This is a genomic window from Thermopolyspora flexuosa (genome assembly GCF_006716785.1).
GTDB lineage: Bacteria > Actinomycetota > Actinomycetes > Streptosporangiales > Streptosporangiaceae > Thermopolyspora > Thermopolyspora flexuosa.
In genome coordinates, this window is sequence record NZ_VFPQ01000001.1 from 3443245 (window position 1) to 3461740 (window position 18496).

18 protein-coding genes and 1 tRNA gene are annotated in these 18496 nt (G+C 74.0%); 7 read left to right on the plus strand and 12 right to left on the minus strand.

The features are described 5' to 3' along the window. The first annotated feature begins 293 nt into the window (after positions 1–293). Positions 294–1082 carry a ferric reductase-like transmembrane domain-containing protein gene (locus tag FHX40_RS14580; RefSeq protein ID WP_142260131.1) on the plus strand — a complete coding sequence of 263 codons (789 nt, stop codon included), beginning with the start codon at positions 294–296 and terminating at the stop codon, positions 1080–1082. Between the two features lie 128 nt (positions 1083–1210). Here FHX40_RS14580 and FHX40_RS14585 read toward each other — a convergent pair whose 3' ends face one another. Further along, positions 1211–1720: a DinB family protein gene (locus FHX40_RS14585; RefSeq protein ID WP_142260132.1), complete on the minus strand. Its 510-nt coding sequence runs from the start codon at positions 1718–1720 to the stop codon at positions 1211–1213. A gap of 123 nt (positions 1721–1843) precedes the next feature. Here FHX40_RS14585 and FHX40_RS25115 point away from each other — a divergent pair, with 123 nt between their 5' ends. Then, on the plus strand, positions 1844–2008 hold the full coding sequence (locus tag FHX40_RS25115) for a hypothetical protein (protein WP_170198837.1): 165 nt from the start codon (positions 1844–1846) through the stop codon (positions 2006–2008). 197 nt (positions 2009–2205) lie between these two features. Here the strand turns inward: FHX40_RS25115 and FHX40_RS14590 are convergent, their stop codons facing one another. After that, entirely contained in the window at positions 2206–2589 is a 384-nt protein-coding gene (locus FHX40_RS14590; protein ID WP_142260133.1) for a roadblock/LC7 domain-containing protein, read from the minus strand. A 74-nt stretch (positions 2590–2663) separates the two neighbouring features. Beyond that, on the minus strand, positions 2664–3560 hold the full coding sequence (locus FHX40_RS14595; RefSeq protein ID WP_142260134.1) for a hypothetical protein: 897 nt from the start codon (positions 3558–3560) through the stop codon (positions 2664–2666). 151 nt (positions 3561–3711) lie between these two features. On the opposite strand from FHX40_RS14595, the gene FHX40_RS14600 reads away from it, so the two are divergent. The 3 genes from FHX40_RS14600 to FHX40_RS14610 all read left to right on the plus strand — a co-directional run bounded on the left by FHX40_RS14600 (position 3712) and on the right by FHX40_RS14610 (position 6686). Beyond that, positions 3712–4077: a hypothetical protein gene (locus FHX40_RS14600; RefSeq protein WP_142260135.1), complete on the plus strand. Its 366-nt coding sequence runs from the start codon at positions 3712–3714 to the stop codon at positions 4075–4077. 247 nt (positions 4078–4324) lie between these two features. Continuing rightward, entirely contained in the window at positions 4325–5656 is a 1332-nt protein-coding gene (locus tag FHX40_RS14605) for an FGGY-family carbohydrate kinase (protein ID WP_142260136.1), read from the plus strand. A gap of 67 nt (positions 5657–5723) precedes the next feature. Further along, on the plus strand, positions 5724–6686 hold the full coding sequence (locus FHX40_RS14610; protein WP_170198838.1) for a 1-phosphofructokinase family hexose kinase: 963 nt from the start codon (positions 5724–5726) through the stop codon (positions 6684–6686). Positions 6687–6839: 153 nt separating this feature from the next. On the opposite strand, the gene galK is transcribed toward FHX40_RS14610, so the two are convergent. The 3 genes from galK to FHX40_RS14625 form a co-directional block, all read right to left on the minus strand. Further along, positions 6840–7961 (minus strand): galactokinase, encoded by a 1122-nt coding sequence (gene galK / locus FHX40_RS14615; protein WP_142260138.1) that lies wholly within the window; start codon positions 7959–7961, stop codon positions 6840–6842. A 32-nt stretch (positions 7962–7993) separates the two neighbouring features. Next, positions 7994–8824 (minus strand): phosphoribosylaminoimidazolesuccinocarboxamide synthase, encoded by an 831-nt coding sequence (locus FHX40_RS14620; protein WP_142260139.1) that lies wholly within the window; start codon positions 8822–8824, stop codon positions 7994–7996. A gap of 172 nt (positions 8825–8996) precedes the next feature. Next, positions 8997–9072: transfer RNA gene (locus FHX40_RS14625), tRNA-Asn, on the minus strand. 162 nt (positions 9073–9234) lie between these two features. Between FHX40_RS14625 and FHX40_RS26285 the strand changes: the two genes are divergently transcribed. Further along, on the plus strand, positions 9235–9762 hold the full coding sequence (locus FHX40_RS26285) for a hypothetical protein (RefSeq protein WP_373286860.1): 528 nt from the start codon (positions 9235–9237) through the stop codon (positions 9760–9762). A gap of 11 nt (positions 9763–9773) precedes the next feature. Here FHX40_RS26285 and FHX40_RS14635 read toward each other — a convergent pair whose 3' ends face one another. The 4 genes from FHX40_RS14635 to dnaG form a co-directional block, all read right to left on the minus strand. Next, positions 9774–10265 carry a hypothetical protein gene (locus tag FHX40_RS14635; protein ID WP_142260140.1) on the minus strand — a complete coding sequence of 164 codons (492 nt, stop codon included), beginning with the start codon at positions 10263–10265 and terminating at the stop codon, positions 9774–9776. A 17-nt stretch (positions 10266–10282) separates the two neighbouring features. Next, positions 10283–11551 (minus strand): MGH1-like glycoside hydrolase domain-containing protein, encoded by a 1269-nt coding sequence (locus FHX40_RS14640; protein WP_142260141.1) that lies wholly within the window; start codon positions 11549–11551, stop codon positions 10283–10285. Positions 11552–11639: 88 nt separating this feature from the next. Further along, positions 11640–12734 (minus strand): RNA polymerase sigma factor RpoD, encoded by a 1095-nt coding sequence (gene rpoD / locus FHX40_RS14645; RefSeq protein ID WP_142260142.1) that lies wholly within the window; start codon positions 12732–12734, stop codon positions 11640–11642. Between the two features lie 180 nt (positions 12735–12914). Further along, positions 12915–14783 (minus strand): DNA primase, encoded by a 1869-nt coding sequence (gene dnaG / locus FHX40_RS14650; protein ID WP_142260143.1) that lies wholly within the window; start codon positions 14781–14783, stop codon positions 12915–12917. Between the two features lie 138 nt (positions 14784–14921). Between dnaG and FHX40_RS14655 the strand changes: the two genes are divergently transcribed. Continuing rightward, positions 14922–15920 carry a M23 family metallopeptidase gene (locus FHX40_RS14655; protein ID WP_229788336.1) on the plus strand — a complete coding sequence of 333 codons (999 nt, stop codon included), beginning with the start codon at positions 14922–14924 and terminating at the stop codon, positions 15918–15920. A gap of 9 nt (positions 15921–15929) precedes the next feature. Here the strand turns inward: FHX40_RS14655 and FHX40_RS14660 are convergent, their stop codons facing one another. Together FHX40_RS14660 and FHX40_RS14665 are read right to left on the minus strand one after the other, a co-directional pair. Next, entirely contained in the window at positions 15930–17189 is a 1260-nt protein-coding gene (locus FHX40_RS14660; protein ID WP_142260144.1) for an NAD(P)/FAD-dependent oxidoreductase, read from the minus strand. 9 nt (positions 17190–17198) lie between these two features. Then, positions 17199–18464, minus strand: coding sequence for a deoxyguanosinetriphosphate triphosphohydrolase (locus tag FHX40_RS14665; RefSeq protein ID WP_142260145.1), 1266 nt, complete (start codon positions 18462–18464; stop codon positions 17199–17201). Between the last annotated feature and the right edge of the window lie 32 nt (positions 18465–18496).

Consider the following 18496-nt stretch of genomic DNA (forward strand, 5'->3'; position numbering starts at 1 on the left):
GCCCGCCCGGGCGCGGCCCGAATTTCCCGCCGGTCGCGCCGATTCCGTTGAACGCCGGCCGGGGCGGAGCCGTACCTGCGCATGGACGCCGATCTCCGTGATGCGCGGGCCCACGGGCGGGCCCTGCGCGACACCGGCCTGCCCTCTGGAGGGAATGCAATGTAAATGACGCAACCGGTTTTCTGTAACGTTCGCGTACCAAAGAGGCCCATGGGGCGGTAGTGTCATCGCGGCGTGGTTCAGCGATCTCGGGCTGGCACCCCCTCCTCGCCCCCACCATCCACAAGGACGGTATGAAGGACATGCGACAAGGTCAGGTGTCCGGGACGCCCGCCCTTCCGGGCTGGCCGTTCATCGCGTCGATACTGATCCTCCTGGCCGTACTGATCGTTCCCATCCTCAACGGCCCCTCCGTGACCGTGTTCGGCTTCCTCGAGCGGTACGCCGGCGTGGTCGTCCTCGTCTCCCTCAGCAACGCGGTCATGTTCGGCCTGGCCTGCACCGACCGCCTCATCGTCTCGATCCGGATGCGCGTCGCCCTGCAGCTCATCCACCGGGCGATGGCGTTCATCGGGGTCGGCTTCCTCTTCGTGCACGTGGTGACCAAGGTCGCGGCCTCGAAGGCGGCGGCGATCGAGGGCGTGCTCCCGTTCGTCGGCTCCGTCGCGGTGGGGCTCGGCACCGTGGCCGGCTACCTGATGGTCATGATCGTGGCGATCGGCATCCTCCGGGTGAGGTTCCACCCCAAGCCGTGGGTGTGGCGGCTGCTGCACAGCGTCGCCTACATCTGCTGGCCGATCGCGGTGGTGCACGGGCTGACGGCCGGGCGTCCCGGTGCGCTGTGGGTGATCCTCAGCTACTCGGGCTGCATGGTCGCCGTCGGCATCGGGCTGGTGGTGCGCTTCATGTTCTCCACGCGGCGGATGCGCAGCTTCGAGCAGGCCACCACGACCGCGCCGCGTCCGGCGGTGTCGCGCCGGCCCGGCCCCGCCGCCTTCCCCGGCGGGCCGCAGTCGCCGCTCGGCGGTGACACGGTGGACGCCGAGTTCTGGGCCTCCCTGCGCAAGGAGGTGCGGCGCTGAGGCGGCGCGGCGGCGCCGTCGCACAGGTGAGCCGGACCCGGACGGGAAGATCCTGGCCCGCGAGCGCTCGACGCCCGCGGGCCTTCGCGTGTCCGCGCCCGGGTCGGCGGTCGTGACGGCCCCGGCCGCTAGACGCCGGTGCTGCCGTCGATGCGTTCCCGCAGGATGTCGGCGTGCCCGTTGTGCCGGGCGTACTCCTCGATCATGTGGACGAGGATCCAGCGCAGCGAGACGGTCTTGCCGGTGCGCTTGTTGACGCCGGTCACCTCGAGGTCGGGCTGGGCCGCGACGATCTTGCGGGCGTACTCGACCTCGGCCCGCCAGGTGGCGAACGCCTCGCTCACCGAGGCGGTGTCGACGTGGTCGAAGTCGCCGTCGGGGTCGTCGGGGCCGTAGTAGATCGGCGGGGCGTCCTCCCCGGCGAGGGTGCGCCGGAACCAGGCACGCTCCACCTCGGCCATGTGGCGGACCAGCCCGAGCAGGGAGAGGGTGGAGGGCGGTGCGGCGCGCTCGCGCAGCCGCGCCTCGGACAGGCCTGCGCATTTGAGCGCGAGGGTCTCCCGGTGCCAGTCGAGCCAGGAGGTGAGCATCTCGCGCTCCCCCGCGACGTACGGCGGGGCGATCCGTTCGGTTGTCACGGTCCCGATCCTGCCCGAACCCGATGCCGCCTGGGAACCGTGCGCCAACCGGGAGGCGGTACGCCGCGTCTTCGGTTCGTGACAGGACGCGTTTGCAGAGACGTCAAGGGAACGGTGAGGCGCGTGTGCGACCCCGGGAAAGCGGGCGGGCGCGGCCGCCCGCAGGACGATCTCGACGGGCCGTTGGATCCGGACCTGCCGCTGAAGCTGCTGCTGGTGATGGCGCTGTGCACGGAGGCGGAGCGCCTGGTGCCGGACCGCGGCGGGCCGGATCGTCCGAACCGGTGAGCGGGCGGGGCCTCCCGGTCGCGGCCGTGCCCGCCACGGAGGTACGGCACGCCGAAAAGGGACTCACGCGCGGCGGTACGGCGGCGCCGCGCCGGCCGCGCGGTGCGAGGTCACGGCATGCGCGCTCCGCCGCGATCGCCGGGGGACGCGGCGAGGGCGGGCGTGCCGGCGGCGCGCACGCCGGGCCGTACGCGAGGTCAGGCGCTGCGCGGCGACTCTTCGACCAGGAGGGCGGCGAGCCGTTCCACGGTCTGCCGGGACACCACGTGCAGCCGGGCCAGGTCGAGCCCTTCGTCGCCCACGACGACGAGCAGGCCCTCCTCGCGGATGGCGTACACCACCACGTATCCGCGGCTGCAGCGAATCACCACCTCGCGCAGGTCGCCGAGACCGGTCTCGTAGCCGGCGCGCTTGCCGAGGCCGAGCGCGGTCGCGGCCAGCGCGGAGATCACCTCCGGCCGGACGATCTCGGTGTCGGCGGCGACGAGCAACCCGTCGACCGCGGCCACGGCCGATTCGGTCACACCGGTCACCTGTTCGCGCAAGGCGAGTAGTTCGGCAACAACCGCTTCGTAGCTCATCGCTGCACCCTCTCTGCCAATGGTTTCAGTTCCCTCGCCGCACGCCAACTATGGCAACCGAAATCGGTATGGGCTCATCCGCCGTCCCGCTCGTCCGGCTTCTCCTCCGAACCGTCGGATGCGGGGACCGGGGGAAGGGAGGTGATCGCACGCAGGCGGCGCAGCCGGACCGGACCGCCTGCCCGAGGCCGGGGCAACATCTCGTTGATCATACTTGCGCCGCGCCGCCGCCGGGGCAGCCCCGCCGGACCTTCCGCCGGTCCGGGGGCGGCGATCGGCACGCCCGCGTCGAGCAGCCCCTCGCGCACCAGCCGGGCGATCTCCCCGAGCACCGGGTACAGGCCGCGCCCGACGGCGAAGGCGATGTCCCGCGGGGTACGGCGGCCGTTCACCGCCTCGAGCACGTGGCGCTGCAGCGGGTCCGGGGCGACCCGCGACCGGGGCGGGGAGGCGGCGGGCCGGGGCCGGTTGCGCACGGTGACCCCGAGCTCGGCCCACGCGGCGGCGGCCCGCATCCGGCGGGCGGTCTCGCGCACGAGCCGCCGGGCGTCGACACCGGGATCGAGCGGCAGGGGCGGCGGGATCTCGTCCGCGTCCGCGGCGGCACGCCGTACCGACTCGGCGCCGTACGCGGCCATGGCGAACAGGGCGTCGGCGATCGCGAGCAGGCACACCACCTCGACCCCGGCCTCGCCGACCAGGCCGCGCCCGGCGAGCTCGGCGGCGAGCCGGCCGGACGGCATCGCGGCGTCGTAGGCCCGGGTCCACTCGTCCTCGGTGACGCGTCCCGACCGCAGCAGCAGCACCTCGGGGCCGGGTGCGGCGGGGGTGGCGGCGGCGACGACGCGGCCGTTGCGCAGCGTCACCGTCCCGCCCGGGGTGCCGTCGACGTGGAGCACACCGGTGAAGTGCTCCCGGTGGCAGCGGAGCAGCTCCGGCCCGAGGGGACCGATCTCCTCGCCCTCGGTCACGGCAAGCGCCGTACGAGCCGGGAGATGCCCACAAAACGGCGAGATGGAGAAAGCTCCGACATATCGCCTCCTTCACCCCTTAAGACACGCAAGAGTACTTTATGCTCACCTGCCACACGGAACCCGAGAGTTGATCACAAGGCGGACGCGAATGAACATCGAGACCGCGCTCAAGGAGGCCATGTCGATCAACGGGGCGCTCGGCGCGGCCCTGGTGGACTACGAGAGCGGCATGTGCCTCGGTACGGCCGGCGGCGGGCGCGACCTCGACCTGGAGATGGCGGCTGCCGGCAACGCCGAGGTGGTGCGCCACGAGATGCGGATGATGGCCACCCTCGGCATGGACGACGCGATCGAGGACATCCTCATCACGCTGCACCGGCAGTACCACCTGATCCGGGTGTTCTCCCGGAACGGCGCCTACCTGTTCCTCTACCTGGCCCTCGACCGCGAGCGGGCGAACCTCGCGCTCGCCCGGCACAGCCTGCGGCGCATCGAGCAGGACCTCTCCATCTGACCGCCGCCCATCCATCCCGGGGCCGCCCGCGCCACGGCACCGCCCCGGATGACGGTCCCGGCGCGGCTCTCGGGAACCCGCCACCCCCGGCCATCGACGGTGTCCGGAGCCGACGCCATGTTTCGGCATCGTTGACCGGTTCCGGCCGCATCGTTAGCGTCCGGGCTATGACGTCCTCCTCATCGGCGGCCCCGACCGGGGCCCGGCACCGGCGACCGCCCGCGCCACGCCGCCCGGAGGCGCGGCGATGACCGCGTCCGGCCTCCTCGTCGGGGTGGACGTCGGCACGACCCGCATCAAGGCCCTCGCGGTGGACGCCGCCGGAAAGGAACGCGCCCGCGCGGAACGGCCGACGCCCTGGCGCCGCGAGAACGGCCGCACCGAGGCCGACCCGGAGCGCGTCGCCGAGCTCGCCGCGGTCGTCGCCGCCGAGGCCGCCGCCGCGTCCGGCGAGCCCCGGGTGCTCGGCATCGGCGTCACCGGCATGGCCGAGACCGGCGTGCTCGCCGACGGTGCCGACCGGCCGCTCGCCCCCGCGATCGCCTGGCACGACCCGCGCGGCGACGCCGAGACGATCCACCGCGAGCTCGGCACCGACCTCTTCCAGCGCACCACCGGCATGCGCGCCGGCCCGCTGCCGTCGCTCGCCAAACTGCTGTGGCTGCGCCGCGAGCACCCGGAGACCGCCGCGGCCGCCCGGTTCTACTCGGTCGGCGAGTGGGTGGTCCGCCGCCTCGGCGGCGAGCCGGTGGCCGAGCTGTCCCTGGCGAGCCGTACCGGCCTGCTCGACCTCGGTACGGCACGGCCCTGGCCGGCCGCGGCCGAGCTGCTGGGCGGCCGGGTGCTGCTGCCCGACCCGATCCCGGCCGGGACCCCGGCGGGCCGCGCGGGCGGCGCGCACGTGCCCGCGGTGCTGCACGGCGCGGTGCTCACCGTCGCGGGCCACGACGACCAGGTCGCCGCGTACGGGGTGGGGGCGGCCGAGGACGGCGCGCTGTTCGACTCGCTCGGCACCGCCGAGGCGCTGGTCCGCACGGTGCGCCCGCCGCTGCCGCCGGAGCGGGTCGGCGCGCTCACCGCGCAGGGCGTGACCGTGGGGTGGCACGTCGCCGCGGGCCACCTGTGCGTGATGGCCGGGCTGCCCACCGGGCTCACCCTGGGCCGGATCGCCACCATGCTCGGCGCCACCACCGCCGAGGCCCGGGCCGAGCTCGGCCGCCTCGCCCTCGCCGAAGCGGGCGGCCATCCCACGCTGCGCCTGGTCAACCCGCGCGAGGAGCACTTCGGCCTGGCCGGCATCACCGACGACGTGACCCCGGCCCGGCTGTGGCGGGCGGCCGTCGACGGCCTCGCCGAGCACGCCGCCGCCCTGCTCGGCCGCATCGACGCCCAGGTGGGCCCGTGCCGCCGGGTGGTGGCGGCGGGCGGCTGGCTGCGCGACCCGGCGGTGCTCGCGGCGAAACGGCGGCACTTCCCCGGCATGCGGACCGCCGGCGTGTCCGAGCCCGGCGCGTACGGCGCAGCGCTGCTCGCGGCCAAGGCGGCGGGTGTGCCGCTGCGCCCGGCGGCGGACGGATGAGCGGGCCGACGGGCGTCCCCGGCGCCGCCCGGCCGCCGGCCCGCACCGACCTCGCCGAGGAGTCCCCTTGCTGATCGCCACGCCGAACCTCGCGGTGGACCGCATCCTCCGCCTGCCCGAGCTGCGCCCCGGGGGCGTGCTGCGCTCCTCCCCCGCCGTGGTCACCGCGGGCGGGAAGGGCGTCAACGTGGGCCGGACCGCGGCGGCCTTCGGGCGGCGCGCCACCCTGGTGAGCTTCCTGCCGCAGACCGACGCGGCGCTCGTGGCACGGCTCATGGCCGCCGAGCCGGTGGCGTTCGCCGGGGTTCCGGTGCCCGGCGAGGCCCGGGTCGCCACGATCTACCGGGAGGACTCCGGCCGGGTGACCGTGGTGAACGAGCCGGGCCCGGCGGTGCCCGGGGACGCCTGGGCCCGCTACGAACGCGCCGTCGCCGCCGAGCTGGCCACCGGCCGCCATGCCACCCTGGTGTGCTCGGGCAGCCTCCCGCCGGGCGCGCCCGACGACGGCTACGCCCGGCTCGTCGCGCTCGGCCGCCGCGCGGGGGCGCGCGTGCTGGTGGACGCCTCCCGCGCCGCCCTGGCCGAGGCGCTCCCGGCCGCCCCCGACGTGGTCACGCCGAACCTCGCCGAGGCCGAGCAGGTGCTGTACGGCCGGGCCCACGAGGGGGTCGCGGAGACCGGCGACGACGTGCCCGGGCGGGCCCGCCGGGCGGCGCTGGAGCTGTGCCGCCGCGGCGCCCGGAGCGCCGCGGTGACCGCCGGGGCGGCCGGGACCGCGTACGGCGAGTCCGGCGAGGTCGTCTGGGTGCCGACCGTGCCGGTGCGGGTGGCGAACCCGATCGGCGCGGGCGACTCCTTCGTCGCCGGCCTGGTGGAGGCGTTCGAGGCCGGCCGTACCGGCGTGGCCGCGGTCGTGTTCGCGGTCGCGACCGCCACCGCCGCGGTGGAGCACGAGCGCGCCGGGGCCGTCGACCCGGAGCGGGCGCGGGAGCTCGCCGCCCGCCTCACCGGCATCCTGTCCGGCGCCTGAGCGCCCCGCCCGGCCCTTGGCAAGGGGATCACACGCGCGATCCCGTACGGCCCGCTCCATGGCGCCCTGGCGAGCGCCGGGCGGTCCTTGAACCGGCCTCCCTCTCCTCGCGCCGCCATGCCCGTCCGAGGCGCGCCCGGACGGCCCGGCCGGTCAGGCGAGACGGCGGGCGCCCGGGGACGGGACCGCCTCGAGGAACCGGGGCGCGGCGAAGCCCCGCTCGCGGTAGGCCCGGTTCACCGACTCCTGCACGGACGCCACCCGGTCGGCGGGGACCAGCGCGATCGCCGAGCCGCCGAACCCGCCGCCGGTCATCCGGGCGCCGCGGGCGCCGCCCCGCACGGCCGCCTCCACCGCGACGTCCAGCTCGGGGCAGGACACCTCGAACTGGTCGCGCAGCGACAGGTGCGAGGCGTTGAGCAGGGCCCCGATCTCGGTGACCGCCCCAGCGCGCAGCAGGCCGACGAGCGCCTCGACCCGGTGGTTCTCGGTGACCACGTGCTGGGTGCGCCTGCGCTCGGCGCCGTCGAGCCTGGCGAGCGCGTCGTTCAGGTCGGTGACGTCGCGCAGCGCGGCCACGCCGAGCCGCTTGGCCGCGTTCTCGCACTCCCGCCGCCGCTGCGCGTACCGGCCGTCGGCGAGCTCGTGGTGCACGCCGGTGTCGATGATGAGGAACCGCATCCCCGCCTTGGCCACGTCGAGCGGCACGTTGCGGTAGGCGAGCGAGCGGCAGTCGAGGAAGAGCGCGTGCCCCTCGGTGCACAGCGCCGAGGCCGCCTGGTCCATGATCCCGCACGGCATGCCGACGAACTCGTTCTCCGCCCGCCGGGCGAGCCTGGCGAGCTCCATGCGGTCGAGCCCCAGCCCGTACAGGTCGTCGAGGGCGACGGCGACCGCGACCTCGAGCGCGGCGCTGCTGGACAGCCCGGCGCCCGGCGGCACGTCGCCGTCGAGCACGAGGTCCGCGCCGCCCACCTCGTACCCGGCGTCCCGCAGCGCCCACACCGCCCCGGCGGCGTACCGGACCCAGCCCTCGGCCCGGTCGAGGTCGTCGAGGGTGTGCGCCTCGCCGGGGGCCTGCAGCGAGCGGACCGTCACGGTGCGGTCCGCGCGCCGCGACGCCGCGACGGACACCCCCCACGGGAGCGCGAACGGCAGCACGAACCCGTCGTTGTAGTCGGTGTGCTCACCGATCAGGTTGACCCGGCCGGGCGCCCGCCAGACCCCCTCGGGGGCGCGGCCGTGGGCCTCCTGGAAGACGTCGGCGACCTGCATGACGCGGGACCCCTCCTGCCTCGGTGCGGTGGCTACCACTTCTCCCCGGTGATGCGCTCGTAGGCCTCGATGTACCGGTCGCGGGTGATCTCCACGATCTCCGGCGGCACCTCGGGCGCGGGCTCGGTCTTGTCCCACCCGGTGCTGAGCGCCCAGTCGCGCAGGTACTGCTTGTCGAAGGCGAACTGCGGGCCGCCCGGCCGCCAGTCCTCGGCGGGCCAGAACCGGGAGGAGTCGGAGGTGAGCAGCTCGTCGCCGAGGGTGAGCACGCCGTCCTCCGACCAGCCGAACTCGAGCTTGGTGTCGGCGACGATGATGCCGCGCTCGGCCGCGATCGCCGCGCCCCGCCGGTAGATCTCCAGGGTGAGCCGCCGCAGCTCCTGCGCCACCTCGGCGCCCTCCTGCGCGACGACCTGCTCGAAGGTGACGAACTCGTCGTGGGTGCCGAGCGGCGCCTTGGTGGTGGGGGTGAAGATCGGCTCGGGCAGCCGGGAGCCCTCCACGAGCCCGGCGGGCAGGGGCACCCCGGAGATCGACCCGTCGCGCTCGTACTCCTTCAGGCCGCTGCCCGCCAGGTAGCCGCGGGCGATGCACTCGACCGGGATCATCCTCAGCCTGCGGCAGCGTACGGCACGGCCGGCGAACTCCTCGGGCACGTCCGTGGCGGAGATCACATGGTTGGGCACGACGTCGGCGAGCCGCTCGAACCACCACAGCGACAGCCGGGTGAGCACCTTGCCCTTGTCCGGGATGGGTGTGGGAAGGATCACATCGAAGACCGACACCCGGTCCGAGGCGACCAGGATGAGGTCCCCCCGGTCCTCGTAGACGTCGCGGACCTTGCCCGAGTGAATGAGCCGCACGATGCCCCCTGACTGCTTCGGCCGATACCGGCGGACCTACCCGCAGGGCAACGGTACTAGGAAGCCGGAACGGGAGGACCAGGGGCGGCCCGCAACCGGGAAAGGCCGGGGGGCCGGGGCGAGGACCTGCGGAAACGCCGAGGCCCCGGGGTCGCCCCCGGGGCCTCGTGTGTGGCTCCCGCGATAGGACTCGAACCTATAACCTGCCGGTTAACAGCCGGATGCTCTGCCGATTGAGCTACGCGGGATCGCCACAGGCACCGCGGGTCGGGTTCCGCCCCGCCGTGCTTGCGTTCAATACCTTAGCGCACTCTCCGGGGTGTGTGTTCCACCTATTAATGAGGGGAGGATCGTCGCCCCGCGGGTAGGGGCTCGATGCCGGAGAAGCCGGTCGCTCGGAGGTGGGAAGCATGCGGTATCGGGTGGTGTTCGTCGCCGGTCTGGCCGTCGGTTACGTGCTCGGCAGCAGGGCCGGGCGGGAACGCTACGAGCAGATCAAGCGGCTGGCGCAGCGGGTCGCGGACAACCCCAAGATCCAGGAGGCCGCGGGTCTGGTCGGCGCGCGCGCGTCCCGGATCGTGGCGACGGCCAAGGACCGGATCGGTGACAAGGTGCCCTTCCTCGCGGACGTCATGCCCGCGAACGGCGTCGCGCACTCGGCCCGCACGAGCCCGGCGCCGAGGGGCGGGCGGACGGTCACGCCGGCCGGCGCGAGTGGCGGGACGAGCGGGAGCGGGGGCACCCCTGGCGCCTCCGCGGGCGAGGCCAAGGAGCCCGGCGGCACCGGCGCCGAGGACTCCGGGCCGATCGTCACCCCGACGAGCGGCACCGCGGGCGCGACGTCGAGCGGCACGAGCGGTGGTACGGAGGCCGGTTCGGCCGGGCGCGAGGACTCGGGCCAGATCGTGGCGCCGACCCCCGAGGCGGGCAAGGACTGACCCCGCCCGGGTCAGACGCCGAGGCTGCGCCGTACCTCCTCCAGCGCCTGCTCGGCGAGGGCGCGCAGCCCCGGATCCCCCGGATCCAGCCCCTCGTCGAAGACGAGGTTCCACTCCAGGACCGCGTCGTGGCCGTCTCCCCCGACGACCCTGCGGGCGACGAGGCGCACCCCGCCCCGGCTCCCCAGGGTGACGTGACGGCTGGCGACGATCGACGCGGTGACCCGCTCCTTGATCGTCTCGGGCAGCAGCCCCGGCTCGCGCACCGCCACCCGGTGGGACGCCCCGTCCGTGCCGGTCACGACGAGGACGGTCTCCTCCCAGCGTGCGTGCTCCACCCGGTGCCAGGGCAGGCGCGGCCCGCCGGGCAGGTGGAGGGCGCGGTCGGTGGCGACGAGGTACGCGCCGTCGGCGGTGGCGGTGTGCGCGAGCACGCGCTCCCCCGGCTCGATCCCCAGTGCGGCGCGGGCGGCGGCGGGCAGCCGCGAACGGAACAGGCGCATGGTGCGACGCTACCCGCTCAGACCGCCATCGGCGTGAGCAGGTCCAGCGTGAGCGCGGCCGAGCAGGAGAAGTCCCGGCAGCCCAGGCCGGAGCCGTCGAACGGGTCGAAGCACTCGCGGAACCCGGCCTGGCGCACCAGCCGCAGCGTCGCCGCGGTGACGCCGGCCGCGAGCGGCGCCCGCCCGTGCGTGAGCGCGCCCTGGCACACCAGCCAGTTCGCGCTCACCCAGGACGGCCCCCGCCAGTAGCGGGTGCGGTCGAACTCGGCCGCGCGCACCTCGCAGCTCGGCACCGGGTAGCCGGTGGTGCCCATGAACCGGGGCGACTCGAGCAGGTCGATGAGCGCGTCGACCACGTCGGTGGGCAGGCCGGGGTCGAGCAGCGGCGCGAACCCGCCCACGGTGCCCACCGGGATCGGCCCGCCGGCGCGCAGGTCGAGCGCGAGGAACCCGCGCCCGTCGTGCCACAGCCGCTCGATCAGCGCCTCCCGGATGCGCTCCGCCGCCTCCTCGTACGGCTTGGCATCCGCCCCGGCCACCTCGGCCAGGCGGGTCATCGCCCACGTGGAGGCGAGCCAGGCGCCGTTGAACAGCGGGTCCTCCACCGCGAACGGGTGCTCGTCGCGTAGGTAGCCCGCCCGGTACCCGGCGTCCCGGTAGCGCGTCGCGAGCCACACGTACCGGTCGAGGTGGGCGTTGCCCGCCTCCGGGAACGGCAGCGCGGCGAGCGGCCGGTCCCAGGCCGGGCTGTCGTCCATGCCCGACTCCCACGGGTGCACGATCGCGGCGAGCCCGCCCCCGCCGAGGTCCCGGCTGTCGGTGAGGTAGCGGTGCTGGGCGGCGAGCCGCGGCCACACCCGCCGCACGAACGCGGCGGTCTCCGCGCACGGCCGGCGCCGCCAGATCCGCCACGCCACGTACGGCTGCAGCGGCGGCTGGGTCAGCCCGGAGGTGGCGATGCCGGGCGGCGCGTCGGGGCACTCGTCCGACCGCCACACCGACGGCCCCGGGAAGTAGCCGTCGGAGCGGCCGGACCGGAACACGATGTGGGGCAGCATGCCGTCGCGCCACTGCGCGTCGAGCAGTCCGGCGAGCTCGGCGCGCGCCCGCACCGCCCGGTCGTGCCGGGCGGCGAGCCCGGCCGCCACCAGGGTGGAGTCGAGGTTCCACTGGTGCGGATAGAGGCCTGGGGCGGGGAGCGTGACCTGTCCGGTCCAGTTCGCGTCGAGCACCGCCACGGCGGCCCGCCCGAGCGCCCCGTCGTCGAGCGCGGGCCGATAGTCCATACGGCCAGTGTCGCCGCAGGCAGGGCCGCGGAACAAGGGCCGAAGGTCACGCCCTTGAGGGCGTGACCTTCGGTTTTACGCGCCTGCGTCACTCCAGGTAGTCGCGCAGCATCTGGGCGCGCGTGGGGTGGCGCAGCTTCGCGAGGGTCTTCGACTCGATCTGCCGGATGCGCTCCCGGGTGACGCCGAACTCGCGGCCGACCTCCTCCAGCGTCCGCGGGTGGCCGTCGCAGAGCCCGAAGCGCAGCTGGATGATGCGCTGCTCCCGCTCCGAGAGCGTGGAGAGGATGTCGTCGAGCTGGTCCTGGAGCATGATGAACGCGGCCGCCTCCATGGGCACCACCGCGTCGGCGTCCTCGATGAAGTCGCCGAGGTCGGAGTCCTCCTCGCCGATCGGGGACTGGAGGGACACCGGCTCCTGCGCGATGCGCTGGATCTCGACGACCCGCTCCACCGGCATGTCCATCTCGACCGCGATCTCCTCGGGGGTGGGCTCCCGGCCGAGATCCTGGTGGAGCTGCCGCTGCACCCGGACGAGTTTGTTGATCGTCTCGACCATGTGCACGGGAATGCGGATCGTCCGCGCCTGGTCCGCGATCGCCCGGGTGATCGCCTGCCGGATCCACCAGGTGGCGTACGTGGAAAACTTGTAGCCCTTGGTGTAGTCGAATTTCTCGACGGCGCGAATGAGGCCGAGATTGCCCTCCTGGATGAGGTCGAGGAAGAGCATGCCGCGCCCGACATACCGTTTCGCTATCGAGACGACCAGCCGCAGATTCGCCTCGATCAGGCGCTGTTTGGCGCGCTCACCCTCCCAGACCAGCTCCTCCAGTTCCGGGGACGGATGATCGGCGGCCGACAGCCGGGCCTCGGCGAACAGCCCCGCTTCGATCGCTTTGGCGAGCTCCACCTCCTCCTCAGCGGTGAGCAGCGGCACCCGGCCGATCTCCCGCAGGTAGATGCGGACGAGATCGCTGGTCGGTGCCCGTCTGCCGAGGTCGTCCTCCTCGGCGCGTAGCGAGTCGTCCTCGTTGGGCTCGAGAACCTCCACACCGTTGTCGGCGAGCATCCGCACGACGCCGTCGAGTTCGTCGGGCGGAAGCTCGGAGCGGTCGAGCGCGGCGGCCACGTCGTCGACGGTGACCCCGCCGCGTTCCCTTCCTCTCGCCATCAGATCGGCCATCCGGTCCACCGCCGGAGGCCCACTCGTTGGCAGCACCGATGCACCCACGCAACACAGTCTGCGCTATAAGTACGGCAAAACGGCAGACCCATTTTTGTCACGTGAGGTAAGACGACCACCCTTACCAAATCGAGATCGGATCAAGGTTTAATCGATCTCGAAAATGGAAAGGGTAATTTTTTACGCGCCCGTGGCGCGCTCGCGGAGCACCCGGCGCTGCTGCTCGAGCGCGACCAGCTCGCCGAACAGCCGGTTGTACTCCTGACGCTGCTCCATCGGGTTGAGCCGCTCCATGCGCGCCTTCACCTGGACCAGCACGCGGGTGACCGCCATCTCGCCGAGCCGGGCGAGCGTGGCCGAGGCGTAGCGCTCCTCCCCCTCGGGCGTGACCGCGATCGGCTCGACCGCGAGCCGGGTCACCAGGGCGCGCAGCCGCTCGTCGGCGGTGGCGGCGAGCAGCCGGTCCACCCAGGGCTGCCCGCCCGGGCCGGCCGCGGCGGTGCCCCCGGCCGCGGCGATGAGCTCGTAGACGGCCGCGTACTCCGGCACGGTGAACGTTCCGGCGCCGAGCGCGTCGAACTCCGGGCCGAGCAGCGCCGGGCGCTGTACGGCGAGCTTGAGCACCTCCAGCTCCACCCGTGCGGCCGGGTTCGCCGCATCGGCCGCGGGACGGGACGGCCGGGCGGCGGCGCGGCCCGCCGTACGCCCCCGGCCGCCGCCGCGGCCGGCCGCCTCCTGCACCCGCCGCAGCACGAGCTGCTCGTCGAGCAGGCCCAGCCACCGGTCGAGGTCGACGGCGTACCGCTTGCGCAGCGCCGGGTCCTTGATCGCGGCCACGATCGGCGCGGCCGCGTCCAGGGCGGCGATCCTGCCCTCGTTGGTGCCGAGGTCGTAGCGGTTGATGGTGCTGCGGATGGCGAACGCGAACAGCGGCTCGCGGCTCGCGATCAGGTCCCGCACGGCCGCGTCGCCCTGCTTGACCCGCAGGTCGCACGGGTCGAGCCCGTCGGGCTGGACGGCGACGAAGGTCTGGGTGACGAAGCGCTGCTCGCCGGAGAACGCGCGCAGCGCGGCCTTCCGCCCCGCCTCGTCGCCGTCGAAGGTGAAGATCACCTCGCCGCGGAACTCGTCCTGGTCGAGCAGGATCCGCCGCAGGATCTTGATGTGCTCGTCGCCGAACGAGGTGCCGCAGGTGGCGACCGCGGTGGGCACGCCCGCCAGGTGGCAGGCCATCACGTCGGTGTACCCCTCGACGATCACGGCCTGGGCGCGCCGGGAGATCTCCCGCTTGGCCAGGTCGATGCCGTACAGCACCGAGCCCTTCTTGAAGATCGGGGTCTCCGGGGTGTTGAGGTACTTGGGGCCGTCCTCGGCTTCGTTGAGCTTGCGCGCGCCGAAGCCGATCACCTCGCCGGTGATGTCGCGGATCGGCCAGAGCAGCCGGCCGCGGAACCGGTCGATCGGCCCGCGCCGCCCGTCCCGGGCGAGCCCGCCCTTGATCAGCTCGGCGGGGGTGAAGCCGCGGGCGAGCAGGTGGCGGGAGAGCGCGTCCCAGGCCTGCGGCGCGTACCCGACGCCGAACCGCTCGGCGTCGGCCCGCTCGAACCCGCGCTCGGCGAGGAACCGCCGCCCGGCCGCGGCCTCCGGGGAGGCGAGCTGCTCGGCGTAGAACTCGGCGGCGACGCGGTGCGCCTCCACCAGCCGGGTGCGCTCGCTCTGCTCCCGCCCGGGCACGTAGCCGCCCTGCTCGTAGCGGAGCTTGATGCCCGCCCGCTGGGCGAGCCGCTCGACCGCCTCGGTGAAAGACAGGTGCTCGATTTCACGGACGAAGGTGATGACGTCCCCGCCCGCGCCGCAGCCGAAGCAGTAGTAGTAGCCCCGCGACGGGGTGACGTTGAACGAGGGGGTCTTCTCGTCGTGGAACGGGCACAGGCCCTTGAGGTTGCCGCCTCCCGCGTTGCGCAGCTGGATGTGCTCACCGATCACCTCGGCGATCGGTGAGCGCTCCCGTACGAGAGCGATGTCCTCGTCACTGATGCGCCCGGCCACGCAGTGAGTGTATTGCTCCGGCATGCGCCTCAGCGATGCCGTACCGCAACCAATCGGTTGTGATATCCGGTCGTATGTGGACGAACCGTCCGTTACAAAGAAGAGTTAGCGAACCGTACAGAAGTGGCGGGGGTTTCGATGCGTTCGGGGAGAGTCGCGGCCCTGGGTGGGCTGGTGCTGCTGGCGGCCGGTTGCACCGGGCCCGGCGTGCCCGGTCTCGGCGCGCCGTCGATCCCGCCGACCAACCCCGCCGCGGCCGAGTTCGACCCGACCCCGGCGCCCGCCGCCATGCCCGAGCCCGACGACGAGGCCGCTGACGCGGCGAACGACGGGGAGGGCCAAAGCTTCCGCACCAACCCGTCGGCCGCCCCCTCCCCCTCCGGCGAGCCCGCCGCGATCCCCGGCCGGGAGACCGGCGCGCCCGGCGCCACGCCGTTACCCACCCCTGGGGTGACCGGCGACGGCCCGGTCCGCATCCCGCCGCCGAAGCTGTCCGACTACACCTACGTGTTCCCGGTCCAGGGGTGCAAGGTCAGCTACGCCCGCAAGCTGCTCGTGCTGCCCAAGACGACGATCTGGGCGAAGCGCGGCTGCCGCTTCGTCGCCCCGGTCGACGGAACCGTGCACGAGGTGAACACCGTGGACCGCTGGTCGCCCGCGACCGACCGCGGCCAGGACCGGGAGGGCAAGTTCGTCTCGATCATCGGCGTCGACGGCGTGCGCTACCTCGGCGGCCACCTCGACTCGGTCGCCCGCGGCATCAAGCCGGGCATGAAGGTGAAGGCCGGGCAGGTGCTCGGCCGGGTCGGCAACAGCGGCAACGCCGCCGGCCAGGCGACGAACCTCTACTTCGCCGTCTCCTGGGAGGCCCCCGCCGACTACTGGTGGGTACGGCGCGGCATGGTCAAGCCGTGGAACTACCTCGACGCCTGGTACGACGGCAACCGCACCTACTCGCCGCGCAGGGAGATGCTCGCGCTGCGCAAGCGCCTCGGCGCGACCCCGCCGTGCACCGTGCTGTGCGCGAGCAAGCAGCAGCCGGTGCGGTCCCGGCCCACGCCGCAGCCGACCACGAAGCCCAAGCCGAAGCGGACCAAGAAGCCCGAGGAGATCATCCTCACCCCGCAGCAGCAGTGACCGGCGGGGTCAGACCTCGGCGAGCGGCACCTCGGGGTCGGCGAGCCGCTTGGCGTCCACCGACCGGCCGGCGCGGATCATCGCCTGCAGGTCCGCGACGACCTCCCAGACGTTGACGTTCATCGCGGCGACCACGGTGCCGTGCCGCAGCCAGAACGCGATGAACTCCAGGTCCTCCACCGAGCCGCGGTAGACGATCTCGTCGTGCCCGGTGATGTCGCCGCTGAACTCCATGCCGAGCTCGAACTGGTCGCTGTAGAAGTACGGCACGCGGTCGTAGACGACCTGCTCGCCGAGCATGGCCCGCGCCGCCGCCGGGCCGCCGTTGCGCGCGTTCGCCCAGTGCTCGACCCGGATGTGCCGCCCGAGCAGCGGGTTGTACGACCGGGCGACGTCCCCCGCGGCCCAGATCGCCGGGTCGCTGGTGCGCAGCGACGCGTCGGTGACCACCCCGTTCTCGACCTCGAGCCCGGCGTCCCGGGCGAGCTCCACGTTCGGGGTGACGCCGATCCCGGCCACCACGGTGTCGGCGCGCAGCACCTCGCCGGTGGACAGCACCGCCTCGCGCACCCGGCCCGGCCGCAGGCCCCGCCCCGCGTCCTGCCCGTCCTCCTCGCCGGGGCCGGCCTCCGCGCCGCGCAGCTCGGTCACCGCCGCCCCGAACCGGAACCGCACGCCGTGCCGCTCGTGCAGCCGGGCGAAGATCCCGCCCACCTCCGGCCCCAGCACCCGGTAGAGCGGGGCCGGGTCGGGCGACACCACGGTCACCTCGCACCCGGCCTGTCGCGCCGCCGCGGCGGTCTCCAGCCCGATCCAGCCCGCCCCGGCGATCACCACCTCGCCGCCGCGGGCGAACGCCTCGCGCAGCGCCTGGCTGTCGGCGATCGTGCGCAGGTAGTGCACCCCGGCCAGGTCCGCGCCCGGCACGTCCAGCCGCCGCGGCGTCGCCCCGGTGGCGAGCAGCAGCCGCTCGTACGGCAGCGCCGACCCGTCGGTGAGCAGCACCCGCCGCGCCGCGCGGTCGATCGCGGTCGCGGCCACCCCCAGCCGCAGCTCGACGCCCTGCTCGCCGTACCAGCCCGCCTCGTGCACGTAGACCGAGCTCAACTCGGCGGTGCCCTGCAGGTAGCCCTTGGACAGCGGCGGCCGCTCGTACGGATGCTCCTGCTCGGCCCCGACCAGGACCAGCTCGCCGGTGTAGCCCTCGGCCCGCAGGGTCTCGGCGGCCCGCGCCCCGGCGAGCCCGGCCCCGATGATCACAATCGCCATGCCCGCTCCTCATCTCCTCGACGCGTCGCGCAGGTGCCGATGCCAGGCCACGGCCGAGGTGTCGGTCAGCGACGCGAGTTGGTCGATCACCACCCGGAGGCGCGCGGCGTCGTCCGGCGCGTCCAGGAACGCCTGCCGCAGCGCGGGTTCCAGCGTCGCCGGGGCGTCCCGCATGATCAGGTGCGCGAGCTCGGCGAGCAGCTCGCGCTGCCGCGCCCGGTTCGCGTTGTGGTCCTCGCGGGTCATCACGTAGTGCACGGTGACGCCCTTGAGCAGCACGCACTCGAGCCGGGTACGGCGCGGCACCACGAGGTCCCGCCCGCCCGCCTCCAGGGTGGCGACCTCGGCGGCCCGGCAGAACCGTCCGATCAGGGCGCTGGTGAGGCTCTTGAGCGCGACCAGGCGGGCGAGCCCGCCGTCCGCGGTGCGGCCGGGCCAGATCGGGTCGGTCACCAGCCGGGTGAAGGTCTCCTCCAGCTCGTTGAGGTCGGCCCCGGCGAGCTCCCGGCCGTACCACTCGAGCGTGCGCAGGCACACCTCGTGCCGCTCGGCGGGGTCGGCGAGCGCCTCGAGGGTCACGTGCCCCGAGTGCAGCGCGTCCTCCAGGTCGTGGACCGAGTAGGCGACGTCGTCGGCCCAGTCCATCACCTGCGCCTCGAAGCACAGCCTGCCCTCGGGCGACCCGGCGCGGAACCACTCGAACACCGGCAGGTCGTCCTCGTAGACGCCGTACGGCCCGGTGCCGCCGGGGCGGCGGGACCGCGGCCAGGGGTACTTGCAGCTCGCGTCGAGGCTCGCCCGGGTGAGGTTGAGCCCGGCGCTGCGCCCGTCCTCGGTGAGCACCTTCGCCTCCAGGCGGGTGAGCAGCCGCAGGCTCTGCGCGTTGCCCTCGAAACCGCCGCAGGGCGCGGCGAGCTCGTCGAGCACGATCTCGCCGTTGTGCCCGAACGGCGGGTGCCCGAGGTCGTGGGCGAGGCAGGCGGTCTCCACCAGGTCGGGGTCGCAGCCGAGCGTCTTGCCCATCTCCCGGCCGATCTGCGCGCACTCCAGCGAGTGGGTGAGCCGGGTACGCGGGATGTGCCGGCCCTGGTCGATCACGTCGCCCGGGCCGACCACCTGGGTCTTGGCCGCGAGGCGGCGCAGCGCCGCGCTGTGCAGCACCCGCGCCCGGTCGCGCTCGTACGGACTGCGCGCCGGATTGCCCGGCGGCTCGGGCACCCAGCGAGCCTGCCGGAACGCGGCATCCTGCCCATTTCGCTCGACGTAACGCCTCATGGGAGAAGGTGTCTTACCCACCACCAGACGTC

What these genes read in the sequence shown, in the direction of transcription:
- FHX40_RS14665 (WP_142260145.1), bottom strand. Translation starts at nt 18,464, where the DNA reads ATGAGGCGTTACGTCGAGCGAAATGGGCAGGATGCCGCGTTCCGGCAG.
- FHX40_RS14600 (WP_142260135.1), top strand. Translation starts at nt 3,712, where the DNA reads ATGAACATCGAGACCGCGCTCAAGGAGGCCATGTCGATCAACGGGGCG.
- galK (WP_142260138.1), bottom strand. Translation starts at nt 7,961, where the DNA reads ATGCAGGTCGCCGACGTCTTCCAGGAGGCCCACGGCCGCGCCCCCGAG.
- FHX40_RS14640 (WP_142260141.1), bottom strand. Translation starts at nt 11,551, where the DNA reads ATGGACTATCGGCCCGCGCTCGACGACGGGGCGCTCGGGCGGGCCGCC.
- FHX40_RS14655 (WP_229788336.1), top strand. Translation starts at nt 14,922, where the DNA reads ATGCGTTCGGGGAGAGTCGCGGCCCTGGGTGGGCTGGTGCTGCTGGCG.
- rpoD (WP_142260142.1), bottom strand. Translation starts at nt 12,734, where the DNA reads ATGGCCGATCTGATGGCGAGAGGAAGGGAACGCGGCGGGGTCACCGTC.
- FHX40_RS14580 (WP_142260131.1), top strand. Translation starts at nt 294, where the DNA reads ATGAAGGACATGCGACAAGGTCAGGTGTCCGGGACGCCCGCCCTTCCG.
- FHX40_RS14590 (WP_142260133.1), bottom strand. Translation starts at nt 2,589, where the DNA reads ATGAGCTACGAAGCGGTTGTTGCCGAACTACTCGCCTTGCGCGAACAG.
- FHX40_RS14660 (WP_142260144.1), bottom strand. Translation starts at nt 17,189, where the DNA reads ATGGCGATTGTGATCATCGGGGCCGGGCTCGCCGGGGCGCGGGCCGCC.
- FHX40_RS14635 (WP_142260140.1), bottom strand. Translation starts at nt 10,265, where the DNA reads ATGCGCCTGTTCCGTTCGCGGCTGCCCGCCGCCGCCCGCGCCGCACTG.
- FHX40_RS26285 (WP_373286860.1), top strand. Translation starts at nt 9,235, where the DNA reads ATGCGGTATCGGGTGGTGTTCGTCGCCGGTCTGGCCGTCGGTTACGTG.
- FHX40_RS14605 (WP_142260136.1), top strand. Translation starts at nt 4,325, where the DNA reads ATGACCGCGTCCGGCCTCCTCGTCGGGGTGGACGTCGGCACGACCCGC.